The organism is Aeromonas mytilicola subsp. aquatica, from assembly GCF_044336385.1.
Taxonomy (GTDB): domain Bacteria; phylum Pseudomonadota; class Gammaproteobacteria; order Enterobacterales; family Aeromonadaceae; genus Aeromonas; species Aeromonas rivipollensis.
In genome coordinates this window covers 2278361-2297760 of record NZ_CP172298.1, presented here as the reverse complement: position 1 = coordinate 2297760, position 19400 = coordinate 2278361, and the positions used below count along the sequence as shown (strand labels likewise).

Sequence of the window (19400 nt, the reverse complement as noted above, 5' to 3'; positions counted from 1 at the left end):
GTTTAGCGAACAACTGTAAGCTAAATTGGCCCGGCTTTGACCCATATGAAGGATAAACAGCGTGACCCTAGATAACGACACCACTAATACCCACCTCTCCCTGTGTGAACAAGGTAAAGAGTCGTTTACCCGCGAAGAGCTGCTTGCCTGCAGCCGTGGCGAATTATTTGGTGAGGGTAACAGCCAACTGCCCGCCCCCAACATGCTGATGATGGATCGCATCGTCAAGATCACTGACAACGGTGGCGAGCACGGCAAAGGCGAAATCCTGGCCGAACTCGATATCACTCCGGATCTCTGGTTCTTCGACTGCCATTTCCCTGGCGATCCCGTCATGCCGGGCTGTCTGGGTCTGGATGCCATGTGGCAGCTGGTCGGTTTCTTCCTGGGCTGGAAAGGCGGTCCCGGCAAGGGACGCGCTCTGGGCGTGGGCGAGGTGAAATTCACCGGTCAGATCCTGCCGACCGCCAAGAAAGTGACCTACAAGATCACCTTCAAGCGCGTCATCAACCGCAAGCTGGTGATGGGCATTGCCGACGGCGTGGTCGAGGTGGATGGTCGTCCCATCTACAGCGCGACCGACCTGAAAGTGGGCTTGTTCAAAGACACCACCGCATTCTGATCTGCTCTGACACGGTCAGAGAGTGACAACGTAAAGGGGCCGCCATGGCCCCTTTCCTTTTTGCAATGAGTGATGAAGTCTCGGTTACTTCATGAAGAGGCCTGAGCCTCGCCCCTCCATGGCGTCGCGCCAACCACCAAGCCAGTGCCCTCTGGCATCCAGGCATTGGTACGGACACGCTTCTTTCTGTTTGCCGACTACGCCAGCCTGATAACCACGAGCACGAGCTCTTTCCAGACGGTCCCGTTTCTGTCTCTTCATCATCTACGACCCTCTTCGTGGAACAAAAAAGCGACCAAGTTTTCACCGGGTCGCTTTCATCTTTACCCCAGGGGGGAAGCAGGGTCAAACAAAAAATTCCATGCTATTCAGACGTTGTGACACAAGATACTGAACTGCATTAATTTTTGATGACACATTTTTTATCGCTGGTAACGGCGCAGCCAGGCGAAGGGCAAGGCCAGCAGAGTCAACCAGAACAGGCTGCCACCACCACCATCTTCACCATCCTGACCGGTCTGGTTGTTGACCGGGGCATTGCTCACCACATATTCAGCGGGCTTGTTGCCCTGATAGTCCGCCACGGCCGGTTTCAGCTTGACGGCGACCACGGTCGCGTTGGTGCGCAGGTTCAGATCGCTCTCGCTGTTGTAGCGATAGGCGGTGGCGGCTATGGTGCCATCACTGCTGATGCCGCTGGCGTAGGCGATGTGGTAATACTTGCCATTCTGGGCACACTGCTTGGCACCGGCATCATCCAGACCACAGATCAGATCGTTCAGGTACCAGTTGTTGCTCGGGGACGCCGCATTGAGCAGGAAGGCTTCCTGCATGCGGTTGGTGCCGTTGGCCACAGGCTGGGTCTGATGACGGGAGTCACGCCAGCCGACCACCATGTTGTGATCGTTGATGGCCGCGCCCTCGGAGCCGGAGCCGGAGAGCGGCTTGTCCTGCAGGGGGATGCTGGCCGCAGAGCTCGGATTGTTCAGATTGAACAGGAACATCTCGGTCGGCCGGTTCTGACCCTTGTTAATGCTGTAACGCTGGTTACCGATCACATAGCCATTCTCGTTGACAGACACAGCCCAGCTATTTTGCAGCACGCTGTCATCCTTGCCCGGCTCGCCATCGGGCAGCGGGATGATCTTGGTGGCACCCACTTTGCCGGCGTCGAGGTCCAGGGTCCAGTAGCTGGCCAAGTTACGACCGTCGAGATCCCCCGACCCTACCTCACCGGTGGAGCTGTAGCCCACACCGTACAGGGTGCCGTTGAATGTCGCCGCACCGAATGCAGACGCAGTCTGCAGCACTTCGTCGCGCTGACGGCCATAGTCGCTGGCCTGCATCAGCTTGCTGAAACCACCTGAGTCATTGAGCAGCCAGAAGCTGGCCTGGGTATCGACCCCGGGGCAGTAACGGAAGTCACCATACTCATCGTCATTGCCGGCGAAACACCAGTTATAGAAGTCACCACCCACGTTGTGGCGGTACTTGCCGCTGGCGGCTGTCCCTGTCACCAGGTACTGACCGTTGTCCAGCTTCTTGATGCTGGTCGGGACGCTCAGGCTGTGGGTGCCGGCGGCATCTTTCAACTCGACGGTTTTACCATCCCCCGCGATGGCAAAGGCGGTGCGCAGCTTGCCATTCATCTTGTAGCCCACCTGGGTGTCCGGCGTCTCGCCCAGGGCCGTTACCAGGCCATCGGTCTGAGTGGTGGCAACATAGCCGATGCCGCTGCGCTGATCGACACCATCGAGGAAATCGCGGCGCCACTGGTAGGCAAAGCCCGGATTCTCGTCCCAGAAGGAGTCACAGACGGAGCTTGAAAGGAAGCAACCCTGCTCGAAGCGGAAACGATCGACCAGGAAGTCTGCAGAGCGCACGGTCGAGAAGTACTCGGCCATGTTGTTCTTGGTATTGATCCCGATGAGTCCGCTGCCATCGGTACTGATCCCGCTGGCATATCCTTTGACTTCGTCATCGACAATGGTGAAGAAGGAGCTTTGTGCCGCCTGCGCGTTGAGGCTGGCGCCGACCAGGATGGCCAGCATGGATAATTGCTTTTTCATCTACTTCCTTAGTCTTGATGTTTCAACGCTTCCAACTCCTCCCAACGGGAGAAGGCGTGTTCCAATGCGGACTCTGCCGCATGCAATGCATCCAGTTTGGACTGGGTCTGCTCCGCCGGCAGGGAGAAGAAGCCGGGATGGTTGATCTCCGCCTGCAGGGCATCGAGTTCCGTTTCCAGCTGCTCCAGCCGGGCTGGCAGATTATCCAGCTCCAGTTGCAACTTGTAAGAGAGTTTGCGTGTTTTTTTCGCCGGCTCAGCAGTCAACGCGACAGGCTCTGCCACCTTGGCCGCGGCCGCCCTGGTCGCCTGTTGCTGACTCTGCTGGGCCCGGGTGGCCATCATCTCGGCATAGCCGCCCACATAATCGCTGATCCGCCCATCCCCTTCAAACAGCCAGCAGCCGGTCACCGTATTGTCGATGAAACGGCGATCGTGGCTGACCAGCAGCAGGGTGCCCGGATAATCGGTCAGCAGTTCTTCCAAAAGTTCCAGCGTTTCGACATCCAGGTCGTTGGTTGGTTCATCCAAAATCAACAAGTTACTGGGTTTGAGGAACAGCTTGGCCAACAGTAGACGGTTTTTCTCGCCCCCTGACAAGGCCTTGACCGGGGTCCGCGCCCGTTTGGGTTCAAACAGGAAGTCCTGCAGGTAGCCGAGGATATGGCGGGAGCGGCCGCGCACCATCACTTCCTGCTTGCCCTCCCCCACGTTGTCCACCACTGTCTGCTCGGGATCGAGCTGTTCGCGGTACTGATCGAAATAGGCGACTTCCAGGTTGGTGCCGCCCTTGACCAGCCCGCGGCTCGGCTCGAGCTGACCCAGCAAGAGCTTGATGAGGGTCGATTTGCCGCAGCCGTTGGGGCCGACCAGGGCAATCTTGTCGCCCCGCAGCACTTGCAGATCCAGCCCCTGGAACAGGGTGCGATCGCCAAAGTCCAGGCCGAGCCCTTCGGTTTCGAACACCAGCTTGCCGGAGCGGTTGACGTCGTCCATCTGCAGCTTGGCCTTGCCCTGCAGCTCGCGGCGCTGGCTGCGCTCCATGCGCATCGCCTCGAGGGCGCGCACCCGGCCTTCGTTGCGGGTACGGCGGGCCTTGATGCCCTGACGCACCCACACCTCTTCCTGGGCCAGCTTGCGGTCGAACTCGGCGTTTTTCAGCTCCTCGACCCGCAGCCACTCCTCCTTCCCTTGCAGGTACTGATCGTAATTGCCGGGCCAGGAGGTGATGGCGCCCCGATCGAGATCGATGATCCGGGTCGCCAGCTTGTGAATGAATTCCCGATCGTGGGAGATGAAGACGATGGCGCCGCGAAAATCCTTGAGGAACTCTTCCAGCCAGTTGATGGCGTCTATGTCCAGGTGGTTGGTCGGCTCGTCCAGCAGCAGCAGATCCGGGTCACAGGCGAGCGCACGGGCCAGGGCCACCTTGCGTAGCCAGCCACCGGACAAACTGTCGAGGGTCACGTCGGGATCCAGCCCCAGCAGGGTCAGCACCTGGTTGATGCGAGTCTCGAGCTGCCAGCCGTTCTGATAATCGAGCTGCTCCTGCAACTCGCTCATCTTGCGGATGTTGGCATCGGAGGGATCGTGGCCCAGTTCCAGGGAGATGTGGTGATACTGCTTGAGCAGCTCCCCCACCCCGGCCAGCCCTTCGGCGGCATAGTCGAACACGGTCAGCTCGCTCGAGGCGGGAGGATCCTGCTCGAGACGGGTCACCTTCAAGTCCTGCTGCAACACCAGACGGCCATCATCCAGGGAGAGCTCACCGGCGATGACCTTCATCAGGGTGGACTTGCCCGCCCCGTTGCGCCCCACCAGACAGAGGCGCTCGCCGCGCTCTATGGTCAGCTCGGCGTTGTCGAGCAGCGGGAAATCACTGAACGACAGACAAGCGCCGTGCAATGTCAAAAGTGCCATGTTTGTTCCTTGTTACTTATGAAAAAACGGGCGGCAGACTCTGCCCCCGTTTCATCGTCAAATCAGCCTCACCCCTGACGGGCAAGCCAGCCCTTGAGCTGTGCCAGGGTGAAGGGCCAGCCCAGTTCGCGGCCGGCGTCATCCCGCAGCACAGGGATGCGCACCCGGTAGGCCGCAAGCCACTGCTCGTTCTCCATGATGTCACACTGGCGAGTACTGGCGGCAAGGCCAGCCTCCTCCACCAGCGCCCAGGCCTGTTCGCACAGGTGGCAGCCGTCGGTGTGAAACAGGGTCAGCATCAGGCCTGCGTCTCGGCGTGGGTGATGATCCAGCAGTTGTGGATATGCTGGTTGCGCTCAAAATCCTTGGGCCGGGTCTTGCCGGTGATGTTCTGGGCCTTGAGGCCAGCGGCCTCGAGACCGGCCAGATCCATCTTGAAGTGGCGCTTGTTGTTGGAGAACACCAGGGTGCCGTCCGCCGCCAGCAGGCGTTTGAGGTGCTGCATCAGCAGCAGGTGATCCCGCTGCACGTCGAAGCTCTCGTCCATCCGCTTGGAGTTGGAGAAGGTGGGCGGATCGATGAAGATGAGATCGTACTGATCCTCGGCCTCGGAGAGCCACTTCAGGCAATCGGCCTGGACGAACTTGTGCTGACGGCCCACCAGCGAGTTGAGCCGCATGTTGTCCTGCGCCCAGTTGAGGTAGGTGTGGGACATGTCCACAGTCGTGGTTTCGCTCGCCCCGCCAAGGCCCGCGTGCACGGTGGCACTGCCGGTATAGGCGAACAGGTTCAGGAAGCGCTTGCCGCGGGCCATCTGACCCAGCATGCGACGGGTCTGACGATGGTCGAGGAAGAGGCCGGTATCCAGGTAGTCGTAGAGGTTGACCCACAGACGGGCGCCGTACTCCTGCACCTCCATCCGGTGCTGCTCTTCGGAGAGCTTCTGGTACTGCTGCTTGCCTTCCTGACGCTCGCGCACCTTCAGGATCACCTTCTCGCCGTCCATGCCGGTCACCTTGATGGCGGCCTGCACCATGTCGAGCAGACGCTGACGGGTCTTCTGGGCGGGAATGTCCTTGGGCGCGGCGTACTCCTGCACCACCAGGTAATCCCGATAGCGGTCGATGGCGGCGTTGTATTCCGGCAAGTCGGCGTCATAGAGGCGATAGCAGTCGATCCCCTCCTTGCTGGCCCACTTCTCGAGGGTCTTCAGATTCTTGCGCAGACGGTTTGCGAAGTCCTGGGCCACCTCTTTCTGGGAGGCCACGGAGTCGAGTGCTATCTGGTAGTTGCGCAGCTGACACTCCAGCGCCCCGTTGAACAGGCGATATTGCTTGTCGGCCCGCAGGCGCAGGCAGCTCAGCAGCTCAGGCGAGGCAGACAGAATGGTGACCTTCCAGCCCTGGAAGCTGCGGCGCAGGGCATCGCCCAGGGCCTGGTGCACTTCCAGCAGGGCCGGGAACTCCCCCAGACGCTCGCCATAGGGCGGGTTGGAGATCAGCATGCCGACTTCGCGGGCCTCCCCTTCTGCGGCGGCTTGCGGCAGCGGGTTCTCAAGCGCGGTCACGTCGGCCTGCTTGAAGGTGATGAGGTGGGCCACGCCGGCCGCCTTGGCATTGTCGCGGGCCTTCATCAGCACGCGGGGGTCGGCATCGCAGCCAAACAGCTTCACTTCGCAGCGCTGCATGCCACGCTTGGCGCGCACCTGGGCTTCCATCATCAGGCTCTGCCACAGATCGCCATCGTGTTGCAGCCAGCGATCGAAACCGAAGCGCTCCCGGCGCAGGGCCGGCGCCATGTCGGCGGCGATGAAGGCCGCTTCAATCAACAGGGTGCCGGAGCCGCACATGGGGTCCATCATGGGCTCGCCGGTCCAGCCGCTGCGCGCAATCATGGCGCAGGCCAGGTTCTCTTTAAGGGGCGCTTCGCCTGTGCCCTGACGGTAGAAGCGCTGATGCAGCGCCGGGCCGGACAGGTCCAGGGTAATATTGGCCTTGCCCTTGCCCAGATGCGCCATGATGCGAATGTCCGGCGACTTCTTGTCGACGTCCGGGCGCACATGGCCGCGCTTGGTGAAGCGGTCAACGATGGCATCCTTGATCTTCAGCGCGCCGTACTGGGTGTTGCGAATGGCCGGGTTGGTACCGGTGAAGTCCACGGCTATGGTGGCGGTACCGGGGAAGTGCTCTTCCCAGGGTATGGTGTGGGCACCGAGATAGAGATCAAGATCGTCGTTCATCTGGAATTCGGAGAGCACCAGCACGATGCGGGAGGCAAAACGGCTCCACAGGCAGGCCTTGTAGCCGATGGCCAGTTCGCCTTTGAAGTGGACGCCGGCCACGGTCTCACGGACCTGCTCCGCGCCCAGGGTGGTCAGCTCGACGGCCAGCAGGTTTTCCAGCCCCTTGGGGCAGGTTGCAAAAAATTCTTTCATCACGCTCACGGGGATGCCATAAAAATAGTGCCGCATTATACCTTATCGGCCCGCACTCGGCATCCGAACCTTGGGGTTCGCGCGAATATAAAGGGGCTGGCTGGCGCAATGGCTACCATTTTTTGCTCTTGTCACCGGCACAGAGGGCGCGGGCTCGATGAGGCAACTCAATATCCAGTGCAGAAGGGTGTGCGCCGAGCGACGACGAATTGACTCAAGGAAGGTGCCGCAATGGCATGGGAGAGACGAGCGATAAATAATCGGCGTCGGTTATTCCGAGGGCGTATGAATATCAACCAAAAATAACGTGCAGAGGCAGTATCAGCTGACCTGTCGATATTGTGCCTGGGCACGGGTCCTGGTCTGCATCCGGTTATTCATCACCTTGATCACCGCGAACCTTGGCAGGATCTTGCTGGCGGTCAGCACCAATTCCTCGGTCAGGTTCAGGCAGACGCTCGCCTGTTCCCCGGCCTCGATGACCATGAACTCTCCCCTGCCATGGGATGTCTGCATCCACACCAGGGAGCCCATTTCCGGCGAGCAATGAGTCTGCTGTTCATGAAAGAACCAGCTTTGTGGCATCAGGGGTTTATAAAAGCGGCTGACGGCGATGGCATTGAGTACCAGCTGAACCTGATGGGGAACACTCCAATCGAGTTCGGCGGCCTTGTCCATCAATTGATAATAGAGGGCGGCATCGTCGACACAAAAGGGCTGGGTCGTGAAGGAGCTGGGGACGAGTTGTCGCCCCTTATATTCGGTGGCGAATATCATGCGATCGGATAAATCCAGCATCAGACGATCATCCTGAGCATCATAATGCCACTGCCAATTGTCATTGGGTTGGATACACATGGAGTTGCCCTTACTTAAGCCGTCCCTCGACTTTATTCCATGTCGAGAATTTGAGCAACTTTAAATAAGGGCAAGCGGTTATCTTTTAAATATGGGTAACTATCTCTTTGACCAGACTCGGGCCCTTATAAATAAAGCCACTGTAAATCTGGACCAGACTGGCACCCGCTGCCAATTTCTCCCGGGCAGCCATGGCGCTGTCAATACCACCCACCCCTATGATAGGCAGGGCCCCATTGAGGGCCTTGGCCAGCTGGCGGATCACCTCTGTGCTCTTGTGCTGGAGCGGACGGCCACTGAGACCACCAGCTTCACCGGCATGGGGCATGTCATAAATCATGTCACGCTCCAGGGTGGTATTGGTGGCGATGACGCCATCGATCCCGTTTTTGATCAAGGAGGCGGCAACCTGATTAATTTCATCCAGGCTGAGGTCCGGGGCAATTTTAACGGCAAGGGGAACGTACTTCTTATATTGTGCGGCCAGCTCCTGCTGCCGAACCTTGAGGGCAGCCAGCAACTCATCGAGCGCCTCGCCATATTGCAGCGAACGCAACCCCGGGGTGTTGGGAGAGGAGATATTGACGGCGATATAACCGGCATGATCATAAACCTTGTCCATGCAGATCAGATAATCGTCCTTGCCCTGCTCTATGGGGGTGTCCTTGTTTTTGCCGATATTGATGCCGATCACTCCCTGATATTTGGCCTCTTTCACCTTGGCCACCAGATGATCGACACCCTTGTTGTTGAATCCCATCCGGTTGATGATCCCTTCCGCCGGAATTACCCGGAACAACCGCGGCTTGTCATTTCCGTTCTGGGGCTTGGGGGTCACAGTGCCTACTTCAATAAAGCCGAACCCCATGGCACCAAATGCGTCGATACACTCCCCGTCTTTATCGAGGCCGGCAGCCAGTCCCACCGGATTGGCAAAATTAAGCCCCATGACAGTGACGGGGCGTTGGGGGAGTGAATGACGGAAGAAACAATCGAGCGGTGTACCGAGAAGGCGGGGCAAATACTTGATGGAGAGATCGTGTGCCTGTTCCGGATTGAGTTTGAACAGAAAATGCCTGGCGAGGGGGTACAGCATGTTTGCTCCTTAAAAAAGCCCCGGCAACTGGCCGGGGCTTTTGGGGTTATGCCGAGGTTCGGCAATTCAACTGGAGCAGGTTCAACTCTCGCAAGGCCACCGAGAACTTGGCGAACTCGTGAGTGCTCGTGGTCTTGAAGTCGGCCAACATATGGGTCCAACGGGACAAGAGTTGCTCATGCTCCGAAATCCAGTCGGCCAGTATGGTAGCGCATTCCCCCTGCTCTTTGCACCCTTCCAGTACCACTGAGGTGAGGCTGCGTTGCTGCCAGTCCAGATCCTCGCGGAAGGAGGCCCTGGCCATCGCCTGCCAATGGTTGCCCACCGGCTGATGGTTGATCTGCTCGAGGAACCAGTGCAGATCCAGCTTGGCGCCGAGGCGGTAGTAGACGTTGGCGGCGCGCACTATGTCGGTCTTGTGCTCCGCGGCAATCTGCGCCAGATCCAGGCTGGAGAACAGGCTGCTCATGTGGGCGACCTGACGGGCGATGGCTTCCGGCACCTGTTTGGCCACCAACTCCGCGACTTTCTGCTGATGCTCAGCCACTTCGCTCTCGTCCATCACCTCGTAGAGGTGCTCCCCCAGGGTCTCGAAGGCCGGACGGAAGAAGGCGATGTTCTCCCCTATGCTCCAGCTGCGGTTGCGGGCACGCAGGAACCAACGGGTGGCACGGCGCACTATGCGGCGGCTGTAGAACATCAGCTCGAGCTGGGTGTTGGCATCCACCAGGTTGTCACAGCCTTCGATGTCACGCCACAGGGTCCCAAGACCGAACACCTCACGGGCCATGGCGAAGCAGCAAGCAACTTCGGCGACCGAGGCACCGGTTTCGTCTTTCATCCGGCTGGCGAAGTTGAGCCCCATGTCGTTGACCAGCATGTTGGCCACCCGGGTCGCGATGATTTCGCCGCGCAGCGGGTGCTGGGCCAACTCGGCACCGAACTGCTGCTGCAACTGGGCCGGGAAGCTGGTGACCAGCATGTTGGCGAGGAAGGGCTCCTCGGTCACTTCCGGGCAGTTGAGCTGCTCTTTCAGTACCATCTTGCCGTAGGCCACCAGCACGGCCAGCTCGGGACGAGTCAGCCCCTGCCCTGCCGCCATCCGCTCTGAGAGCTCCTCGTCGGAGGGCAGGAACTCCAGCGCGCGGTCCAGCTTGCCTTCACGCTCCAGCCCCTGGATGAAACGCTGCTGCTCTTTCAACTGCTCGGCGCCACGGAAGGCGGTGACCGAGATGGACTGGGACTGGCGATAGGCGTTGGTGATGACGATCTGCGCCACATCATCGGTCATCTCGTACAGCATCTGGTTGCGCTGCTTGAGAGTCATGTCACCTGCGGCCACCAGCTGGTTCAGCAGTATCTTGATGTTGACCTCGTTGTCGGAGCAATCCACCCCGCCCACGTTGTCGGTAAAGTCGGTGTTGATATGACCGCCCTGGCTGGCGTACTCCACCCGGCCAAGCTGGGTGAAGCCAAGGTTGCCACCCTCGCCCACGATGCGGGCACGCAGATCACGGCCATTGACCCGCAGCACGTCGTTGCTGCGATCCCCCACGTCGGCGTCGCTCTCGCGGGCGCTCTTCACGTAAGTGCCTATGCCGCCGTTCCAGAGCAGATCCACGTTCAGGCAGAGCAGCGCCTTGATCAGCTCGTTCGGGGCCATGCTGGCCTTGTCGGTGCCGAGCAGGGTCTGAATTTGCGGGCTCAGCTTGATGGACTTGGCGGAGCGCAGGAAGATGCCGCCCCCTACGGAGATGAGCTCACGGTTGTAGTCATCCCAGCTCGAGCCCGGTAGCTCGAACAGCCGCTGCCGCTCGACGAAGCTCTTGGCCGCATCGGGAGTCGGGTCGATGAAGATGTGCATGTGGTTGAAGGCGCCCACCAGCTGGGTGTGCTCGGAGAGCAGCATGCCGTTGCCAAACACGTCGCCGGCCATGTCACCTATCCCCACGCAGGTGAAGTCGGTGGTCTGGCAGTTGACGCCGATCTCGCGGAAGTGACGCTTGACCGATTCCCAGGCGCCGCGCGCCGTGATGCCCATCTTCTTGTGGTCATAACCGACCGAACCGCCGGAGGCGAAGGCATCCCCGAGCCAGTGGCCATACTCCTGGCTTATCTCGTTGGCGATGTCGGAGAAGGTGGCGGTGCCCTTGTCGGCGGCCACGACCAAGTAGTAGTCATCCTCGTCGTGGCGTACCACGGATTTGGGCGGGATCACCTCCCCCTTGATGATGTTGTCAGTGACATCGAGCAGGCCGCGAATGAAGAGGCGATAGCAGGCCTTGCCCTCTTCCTGGATGACGGCGCGGGGCGCCCCCACCGGCATCTGCTTGCAATAGAAGCCGCCCTTGGCGCCAACCGGCACTATGACGGTGTTCTTCACCTGCTGCGCCTTGACCAGACCCAGCACCTCGGTACGGAAGTCCTCCTTGCGATCGGACCAGCGCAGGCCGCCACGGGCCACCTTGCCCCAGCGCAGATGCACCCCTTCCACCCGCGGCGAGTAGACGAAGATCTCGAATTTGGGCAGCGGCAGCGGCATGTCGGTGATGCTGGCCGGGGCCAGCTTGAAGGAGATGTAGGGCTTGGCTTGACCCTCCTGATCCGGCTGGTAGTAGTTGGTGCGCAGGGTGGCGTCGATCATCTCCATGTAGCGGCGGATGATGCGATCGTCGTCCAGGTTCGCCACCTGATCCAGCTTGGCGGCGAGCTGCTCGTGCAGCTTGGCCTGTACCTTGGCATCCTGCTTGATGACGGGATTGAGGCGCTGCTCGAACAGGGTGAACAGCAGCTCTGCGATGTCGGGGTAACGGGTCAGGGTCTCCTCGATATAGGACTGGCTGAAGGAGACACCGGTCTGGCGCATGTATTTCGCATAGGCGCGCAGCACAGAGACCTGACGACCGGTGAGGCCGGCCCCCAGCACCAGACGGTTGAAGCCGTCATCTTCCAGGGTCTTGTTCCAGATGGCGGCGAAAGCCTGCTGGAAGCGCTGCTGGCTCTGGGCCAGATCGAATGGCTGGGTGCCGCGCAGCAGCATGGAGAAGTCGAGGATCCAGAAGATCTCGCCGCTCGGGGTGCGTACCTGGTACGGGGTCTCGCCGATGACGCGCAGTCCCATGTTTTCCAGCATGGGCAGCACGTCGGAGAGGTGGATGGGCTCGGTGCGGTGGAACAGCTTTAGGCGCACCCGGCGATCGTTCTCTTCTTCCTGGGCGCGGTAGAACAGCATGCCCAGGGGCTCGGCTTCACTCAGACCATCGAGGGCCATGATGTCGGCGACCGCAGAGCCCGGCAGCACGTCCTCTTTATAGGCGCGGGGGAAGGCGGTGCTGAAACGGCGGCGCAGCTCGTTGCCACGGGCCTCCCCATAATGGGAGAGCAACACGGAATCCAGGCGGTCGTCCCAGCTGCGGGCCGCTTCAATCAGGTTGTTCTGTACTTCGTTCACATCCACATCCACGTTGTTGTTGTTGACCCGCACTATGTAGTGGGTCCGTGCCAGCACGCCCTCGGTGAAGTAGACGTTGAACTCCACCTCTTCGCTGCTGCCAAAATACTTCTGCAAAATCTGTTGGGTCTTGACCCGCAGCGCCGTGTTGTAGCGCTCCTTGGTGACATAGACCATGCAGGAGAAGAAGCGGCCGTAGACATCCCGGCGCACGAACAGGCGCAGCATGTCGCGCTCCTGCATCTCCAGCACGCCAAGACCTGTGGCCAGCAACTCCTCTTCCCGGGCCTGGATCAGCTCGTCGCGGGGATAGGTTTCCAGCACGTTCAGCAGCGCCTTGTAGGCGTGGGAACCCTTCTCGTGGCCGGAGGCGGCCATGATGCGCTCGAGGCGATGGCTGATGAGGGGGATCTGGGTGGCGCTGGTGTTGTAGATGGAGGAAGCGTAGAGACCGATGAAGCGATCTTCCCCCACCACCTTGCCGTGTTCGTCGAAGCGCTTGATGCCGATGTAGTCCACATAGGCCGGGCGGTGTACCCGGGACTTGGAGTTGGACTTGGTGAGGATCAGCAAATCAGAGCTCAGGGCCGCGTGACGGGCGCTGGCGGGCATGTTGCCAAGGCGCTGCCCCTCGTCCTTGATGGAGTTCTTCATCAGGCCGAGGCTGGACTCCGGCAGCGGCAGGATCTCGTGATCCCCCTCCACCGCTTTCACGTCATAACGGCGATAGCCCATCAGGGTGAAGTTGTGGGCGGCGACCCACTTGAGGAAGGCCACACAAGAGTCGACCTCTGCCTGGCCGACCGGGTTCTTGCGCTTGGGCAGCTCCTCGATGATCTCGTTGAGGCGACCCAGCATGGGCTGCCAGTCCCCCACCGCCAGGGCCACTTCCCTTGCAACCGAGTTGAGCTCGGCGGTCAGGGCATCCATCTGTTCCTCATCCGTAAGATGATCGATCTCGATGAGGAAAGCGGTCTCGACTGAGGTCTGGGAGGCCGTGTTGTCCAGATCCAGGATGGCGCCTATCTTGCCATCGCTGCCGCGAATGAGGTGCAGCGGCTGGTGCAGCATCATGTGGGCCGTGATACCCCGGCGCTTGAGGGCCATGCGGATGGAGTCCACCAGGAAGGGAGAGTCCTGCAGGATGATCTCGACGATGGTATGGGGAGACTGCCATCCGTGGCGGGTCAGCTCGGGGTTGTAGACCCGGATATAGGGCTCTGTGCTCGTGCGCTGGTTGAGCGCATTCCACAGGCTGAGCGCCGCCCCGTAGAGATCGCTGTCATTGCGATCGTGCAGGTCGGTGCTCGCCATGTTGCCGTAGAACTTGGCGACGAAGCATTCGACCAGGGAGGCGCTGTTCTTGGGCAATTTCTGATGGATCAGGCTGAGAACGTTTTCGAGCAGAACTGAGGTAGGGGCGTCTTTCAATGCCATTGCTAGTTTCCTTATCGGACGACATCACAGACACGGCGACATCCACCCAGGATGCGCGCCGGTACAGAGTTGCTGCGAAGTGTAATGACTTGGATCGCGGAAGGCGAGCAAAGGTGATAACGGGATGTTAAAAACAAGGGGCAGATCACGGCTTGGGTTGTGATAAATTTTGCCAAGTCGCTAAAATTTAGAAAATCGCACTGGTTGTCAGTCGATTTACCGGATAGATAGTGACTTAAAGCAGATATTTACCCGGAATAATGTTCATGTTTTGTTAATTTATGCGTTTTGGGCTATCGGGGCGCTCATCGTCCTGCATTTGACACCGCAAGCAGGGGTATTCCCCTATAGTAGGACGCTCACACGAGCGGTTCGACTACGGCAAGTTACCCTTTCGAGGCAAAGGCCACCGGGATGAACGGCGCTCTCTTGGATGGTGAGCAACCCTCAGGAGATCCTCTCCAGGCGAACAAAGCGGTGATCCTCCTGGGTCACCAGCCGAAAGTGACCGTGCACCCCGTTGACGCTGACAAAGGAGCGGATCTTTTCCAGGCCCAGCTCTATGGTCAACCCCTGCTCGGTGCGCACCACCAGGCGTCTGGCCTGGCCCTGGTACATCAGCATGATCTCGTCGCGGCCAAGGGCCAGCCGAAAGGTGTACTGCCTCATTCCCCCTCCTCTTGATGAAAAACGGGCAGGAGAGCCTGGCTCCCCTGCCCGTGACCAGCACGCTTACTGCGCCAGCGCCTTGCTTACCTTCTCGAACAGATCCCGTGCCAGCCCCTCGAGGTTGGCCAGACGGGTCAGCTCGGCCCGGATCAGCGTCTTGCGCCCCTCATCCAGTCGCTTGAACTGGATGAGCGGCGTGATGAGGCGGGACGCCACCTGGGGATTGACCTCGTTGAGCGCGATCAAGAGATCGGTCAGGAAGCGATAGCCGCTGCCATCCACCGCGTGGAACTGCACCTGGTTGTTCATGGCAAAGCTGCCGACCAGGGCCCGCAGCCGGTTCGGGTTGCGGATGCTGAAGGTGGGATGGGCCATCGCCTGCTTCACCTCATCCAGCACGTCGGCGGCAGGCTTGCTGCCCACCAGGCGCAGCCAGTTGTCCAGCACCAGGCCGTCATGGGCCCACTTGCCCTCAAAATCGGCCAGCAGTGCGGCGCGACATGGCAGCAGATAGTCGTTTGCCACCTGCAGCGCCGCCAGGGTGTCGGTCATGTTGTCGGCAGTTGCATACTGCTCGCGCACCAGCACATCGGCCTGCTCCGCATCCAGGGCCGCCAGATAACCGAGCACCACGGCCTTGAGGGCGCGCTTGGCGGTGTCAGCATGGATCACCCTATAGCCCGTCAGCCGCAGCCCCTCATAGGTGCTGGCCAGCCGGGCACCAAAGGCGTGGGCCAGCGAGGTGTGGATCTCGTTGCGCACCCGATGGATGGCATCGATATCGGCCACTTCGAACAGCTCGGCCAGGGTCGCCTCACCGGGCAGCGCCAGGATCTCCGCCTTGAGGGCCAAATCCAGCTCGGCTTCGTCCAGAATGGCGACAAAGGCCGCCAGCAAGGTTGGGGAGAGCTCAACCCCCTGCCCTTGCTGCACCCGCGCCACCCCATCGATGACCGCCTTGTTGATCAGCATCTGGGCCGCATCCCAGCGGGCAAACTCGTTGCGGGCAAAGCGCATCAGGAAGGCCAGCGCCTCGTCGCTGTAGTCATAGTGCAGCTTGACCGGGGCGGAGAAGTCCCGCAGCAGGGAGGGAACCGGCTTGACCGGCACCCGATCGAAGACGAAGGTCTGCTCTGCTTCCAGCACGTCGAGCACGTTGCCGATGGCCTTGCCCTGGTATTGCAGCGCAATGGCGGCACCCTGCTCGTCATAGAGTTCGATGTCGAGGGGGATATGCAGCGGCAGTTTTTGCGGCTGATCCTGGGTCGGCGGGGTGTGCTGGCGCACGTGGAGGCGATAGACGCCGCTGGCGGCATCATAGTCGTCGGTCACGGTCAGCTCGGGGGTGCCGGACTGGCTGTACCAGCGGCGGAAACGGCCGAGATCCACACCGGAGGCATCTTCCATCGCCTGCACGAAGTCATCGCAGGTGGCGGCCGAGCCGTCGTGACGCTCGAAGTAGAGGCGCATGCCGGCCTGGAAATTATCCTCACCCAGCAGGGTGTGCAGCATGCGGATCACTTCCGACCCCTTCTCGTAGACGGTCAGGGTGTAGAAGTTGTTCATCTCGATCACCACGTCCGGGCGGATGGGGTGGGCCATGGGGCCAGCATCTTCGGCAAACTGCGGGCCGCGCACTGTGCGCACGTTGTTGATGCGGTTGACCCCGCGCGAGCCCAGATCCGAGGAGAACTCCTGATCCCGGAACACCGTCAGCCCCTCTTTGAGGCTGAGCTGGAACCAGTCGCGGCAGGTGACCCGGTTGCCGGTCCAGTTGTGGAAGTATTCGTGGGCGATGACCCGCTCTATGCCGTGGTAGTCGCCGTCGGTGGCGGTGGCCGGGTTGGCCAGCACGAACTTGGAGTTGAAGATGTTGAGCCCCTTGTTCTCCATGGCGCCCATGTTGAAGAAGTCCACCGCGACGATCATGTAGATGTCGAGGTCATACTCGAGGCCGAAACGCTGCTCGTCCCAGCGCATGGCGTTAATGAGGCTCTCCATGGCGAAACCGGCTCTGTCCAGATTGCCCTTGTCGACGAAGATCTCGAGGGCCACCTTGCGGCCACTACGGGTAGCGTAGCTACCCCGCTCCACATCGAAGTCACCGGCCACCAGGGCAAACAGGTAGCTCGGCTTGGGGAAGGGATCCTGCCACTGCACGAAGTGGCGACCGCCGTCCAGCTCGCCGCTGTCGACCTTGTTGCCGTTGGAGAGCAAATAAGGGTATTTGGCCTTGTCGGCGGTGATCCGGGTGCTGTAACGGGCCAGAATGTCGGGGCGGTCCAGGTAATAGGTGATGCGGCGGAACCCTTCAGCTTCACACTGGGTGCAGTAGGCATCGCCGGACTTGTAGAGCCCCTCCAGCGCCGTGTTGGCGGCGGGATCCAGATCCGTGACTATGGTCAGCACGCACTCGGCGGGCAGGTTGAACAGGGTCAGGCTGCTCTCCCCCTGCTCGAACCGGGTGTAGGGGACACCGTCCACGCTGACGCTGTGCAAGACCAATCCTTCCCCATCCAGCACCAGGGGCTCGTTGTGCTCGCCGCTGCGGCGCAGCCGGGAGATGGCGGTCACCCGGGTCAGGGGCTTCTGCAGCTGAAAATCGAGATCGATGCTGTCGATCCAGTAGAGGGGCGCCTGGTAATCCTGGCGATACTTGGCCGTCATGGCCTGGGAGTGATCGGTCATTATTGTGTGCTTCCACGCGTTGTTATCAACGTGTCAGAGGCTGTCACAACGGTCCCGCAGGGTCAAATAGTTTGCATTCAGCCAAAAGAGAGGGCGACCTGAGTCGCCCTTGTATTCATGCGGATGTCACCCAGGACACTCAACCCTTGCTGAGTTTCGCCAGATCCGCCGTGATGTTCGCGGCTTCGATTTGATACTCGTCAGGGGCCTCGAAATCGGCAGGCAGTTCATCCAGGCTCTTCACCGTCGGCTTGCCAAGGCGGGTCAGTCGCTCGTTGGCTCGCGCCAGCGCCTTCTCGTCCTGCTTGGCCTGATCCGCCAGTCGCTCGGCTTCGTTCAGGGAGACCGACTTCTTGTCCTTGTCCGCCTGATACTCCTTGATGTCCTGCATCACGTAGGCAAATTCAGGATCCTTGGCGATCCGCGCCTCGTGAGCCGACTTCAACTTGGACAGCAGACCGGAGAAGTCCCCCAGCTTGTCATAACTGGCCGAGGCTATCTTGTCCCAGGGCAGAGCGTTGAACTCCCGGCTCTCCCCGGTCTCGTCAGGCGAGACGGCGGTCGGGAAGTTGATGTCCGGCGCCACCCCCTTGTTCTGGGTGCTGCCGCCATCGATCCGGTAGAACTTGGCGATGGTGTACTGCACGTGACCCAGCGGCTGCTCGTAGAAGTCGTAGACCTTGGCGAGGCTGCGATGCTGCTGCACAGTGCCCTTGCCGAACGAGTTTTCACCGAGGATCAGGGCGCGGCCGTAATCCTGCATGGCGGCGGCAAAGATCTCGGAGGCCGAGGCGCTGTAGCGGTCGATCATCACCGACATGGGGCCGCCGTAGTAGACGTTGCCATCATCGTCGCCATTGACGGTGATACGACCCATGTGATCACGGATCTGCACCACGGGACCGCTGGCGAAGAAGAGACCGCTCAGGGCCGAGGCTTCCGTCAGGGCGCCGCCACCGTTGCCGCGCAGGTCGACGATGAGACCATCTATCTTCTGCTTGTTGAGGCTGGAGAGTTCCTTGATGACGTCGTCATGAAGATTGACATAGAAGCTCGGGATCTCGAGTACCCCTATCTTCTTGCCTTCGGCGTTGATCACCTTGGACTTGGCGGCCCTGTCTTCCAGGCGCACCTTGTCGCGGGTCAGCTCCACCAGCTCGGTCTTGGCGGTCGCGCCTTTGCCGCGCTGGATCTCCAGCTTCACCTTGCTGCCCTTGGGCCCCTTGATGAGTTCGACCACGTCGTCGAGACGCCAGCCGATCACATCGACAATCTTGCCGTCGTCCTGCCCCACCCCGGTGATCTTGTCATCGGGTTTGAGGTGGTTGGACTTGGCCGCCGGGCCGCCGGGCACCAGGGAGCGGATGACGGTGAAGTCATCTTCCGCCTGCAGCACGGCACCTATGCCCTCCAGCGAGAGGTTCATCTCGGTGTTGAAGCGATCGGCGCTGCGCGGCGAGAGGTAGCTGGTGTGGGGCTCGATGGCACGGGCGAAGGAGTTCATGAAGAGCTGGAACACATCTTCGCTCTCGGTCTGGGACATCCGCTTGATGGCGTTGTTGTAACGCTTGCCGAGCAGCTCCTTGATCTCGGGCCACTCCTTGCCGCTGAGCTTGAGGCTCAGGGCATCGAACTTGACCCGTTGACGCCACAGCTCGTTGAGCTCGGCCTCGTCTTTGGGCCAGGGAGCCCCTTCCCGATCGAAGATGTAATTGTCAGGCTGGGTGAAATCCAGGGGAGTGTCGAGCAGTTTGAGGGCGTATTCGAACCGCTCGTAACGCCGCTGCTGACTCAGGTTGAACATCTCGTAGGCCGGAGCCAGACGCCCTCTCTCGAGGTCGGTGTCAAAACCGGTACGGTACTTTTCAAAACGGCTGATGTCAGAGGCCAGAAACAGGTTGCGGCTGTAGTCCAGATTCTCCAGATACTTGTCAAATATCACGGAGGAAAAGGCATCGTCCAACTTGAACTGTTTGTAGTGAGAGCGGGTAAACAGATTGGCAATTCGCTTGCTGGCCGTAGCATGTTGGCTCTCTTGAGCCAACACAGGCAAATCACTTTCCTTGAGCACCGGCTCGATGGCCTGCGCGAGCCCGGCAAGCGCCAGGCTACAGGCAACGAGGGAAAAACGAATCACGCCATGCTTCAACATTCGTC

At 60.3% G+C, this 19400-nt stretch carries 12 protein-coding genes; 1 reads left to right on the top strand and 11 read right to left on the bottom strand.

Going from position 1 to position 19400, the window contains the following annotated elements; translation table 11 throughout:
- Positions 1–61 precede the first annotated feature (61 nt).
- Positions 62–622: a 3-hydroxyacyl-[acyl-carrier-protein] dehydratase FabA gene (gene fabA, locus ACFWHB_RS10590; RefSeq protein WP_106886764.1), complete on the top strand. Its 561-nt coding sequence runs from the start codon at positions 62–64 to the stop codon at positions 620–622.
- Positions 623–706: 84 nt separating this feature from the next.
- On the opposite strand, the gene rmf is transcribed toward fabA, so the two are convergent.
- The 11 genes from rmf to prc form a co-directional block, all read right to left on the bottom strand.
- Positions 707–886 carry a ribosome modulation factor gene (gene rmf / locus ACFWHB_RS10585; protein ID WP_005315693.1) on the bottom strand — a complete coding sequence of 60 codons (180 nt, stop codon included), beginning with the start codon at positions 884–886 and terminating at the stop codon, positions 707–709.
- A gap of 158 nt (positions 887–1044) precedes the next feature.
- Positions 1045–2691, bottom strand: a complete 1647-nt coding sequence (locus ACFWHB_RS10580) for a DUF3466 family protein (protein WP_395950132.1) — start codon at positions 2689–2691, stop codon at positions 1045–1047.
- Between the two features lie 8 nt (positions 2692–2699).
- Entirely contained in the window at positions 2700–4610 is a 1911-nt protein-coding gene (locus ACFWHB_RS10575) for an ATP-binding cassette ATPase Uup (protein WP_395950130.1), read from the bottom strand.
- Positions 4611–4678: 68 nt separating this feature from the next.
- Positions 4679–4909: a glutaredoxin family protein gene (locus tag ACFWHB_RS10570; RefSeq protein WP_163148860.1), complete on the bottom strand. Its 231-nt coding sequence runs from the start codon at positions 4907–4909 to the stop codon at positions 4679–4681.
- Complete coding sequence (gene rlmKL, locus ACFWHB_RS10565; protein WP_262110379.1) at positions 4909–7080, bottom strand: bifunctional 23S rRNA (guanine(2069)-N(7))-methyltransferase RlmK/23S rRNA (guanine(2445)-N(2))-methyltransferase RlmL; 2172 nt, start codon at positions 7078–7080, stop codon at positions 4909–4911. The genes ACFWHB_RS10570 and rlmKL overlap by 1 nt, the downstream gene beginning before the upstream one ends.
- A 285-nt stretch (positions 7081–7365) precedes the next feature.
- A complete protein-coding gene (locus ACFWHB_RS10560; protein WP_395950129.1) occupies positions 7366–7902 on the bottom strand; it encodes a cell division protein ZapC in 537 nt (178 codons plus the stop codon).
- 85 nt (positions 7903–7987) lie between these two features.
- Positions 7988–8998 (bottom strand): quinone-dependent dihydroorotate dehydrogenase, encoded by a 1011-nt coding sequence (gene pyrD / locus ACFWHB_RS10555; RefSeq protein ID WP_395950128.1) that lies wholly within the window; start codon positions 8996–8998, stop codon positions 7988–7990.
- Positions 8999–9044: 46 nt separating this feature from the next.
- Positions 9045–13886 (bottom strand): NAD-glutamate dehydrogenase, encoded by a 4842-nt coding sequence (locus tag ACFWHB_RS10550; RefSeq protein ID WP_111910625.1) that lies wholly within the window; start codon positions 13884–13886, stop codon positions 9045–9047.
- A 447-nt stretch (positions 13887–14333) separates the two neighbouring features.
- Positions 14334–14555 (bottom strand): DUF2835 family protein, encoded by a 222-nt coding sequence (locus ACFWHB_RS10545; protein ID WP_106886756.1) that lies wholly within the window; start codon positions 14553–14555, stop codon positions 14334–14336.
- 63 nt (positions 14556–14618) lie between these two features.
- Positions 14619–17243, bottom strand: coding sequence for an aminopeptidase N (gene pepN / locus ACFWHB_RS10540; RefSeq protein WP_395950127.1), 2625 nt, complete (start codon positions 17241–17243; stop codon positions 14619–14621).
- A 139-nt stretch (positions 17244–17382) separates the two neighbouring features.
- Entirely contained in the window at positions 17383–19395 is a 2013-nt protein-coding gene (prc, locus tag ACFWHB_RS10535) for a carboxy terminal-processing peptidase (protein WP_106886754.1), read from the bottom strand.
- Between the last annotated feature and the right edge of the window lie 5 nt (positions 19396–19400).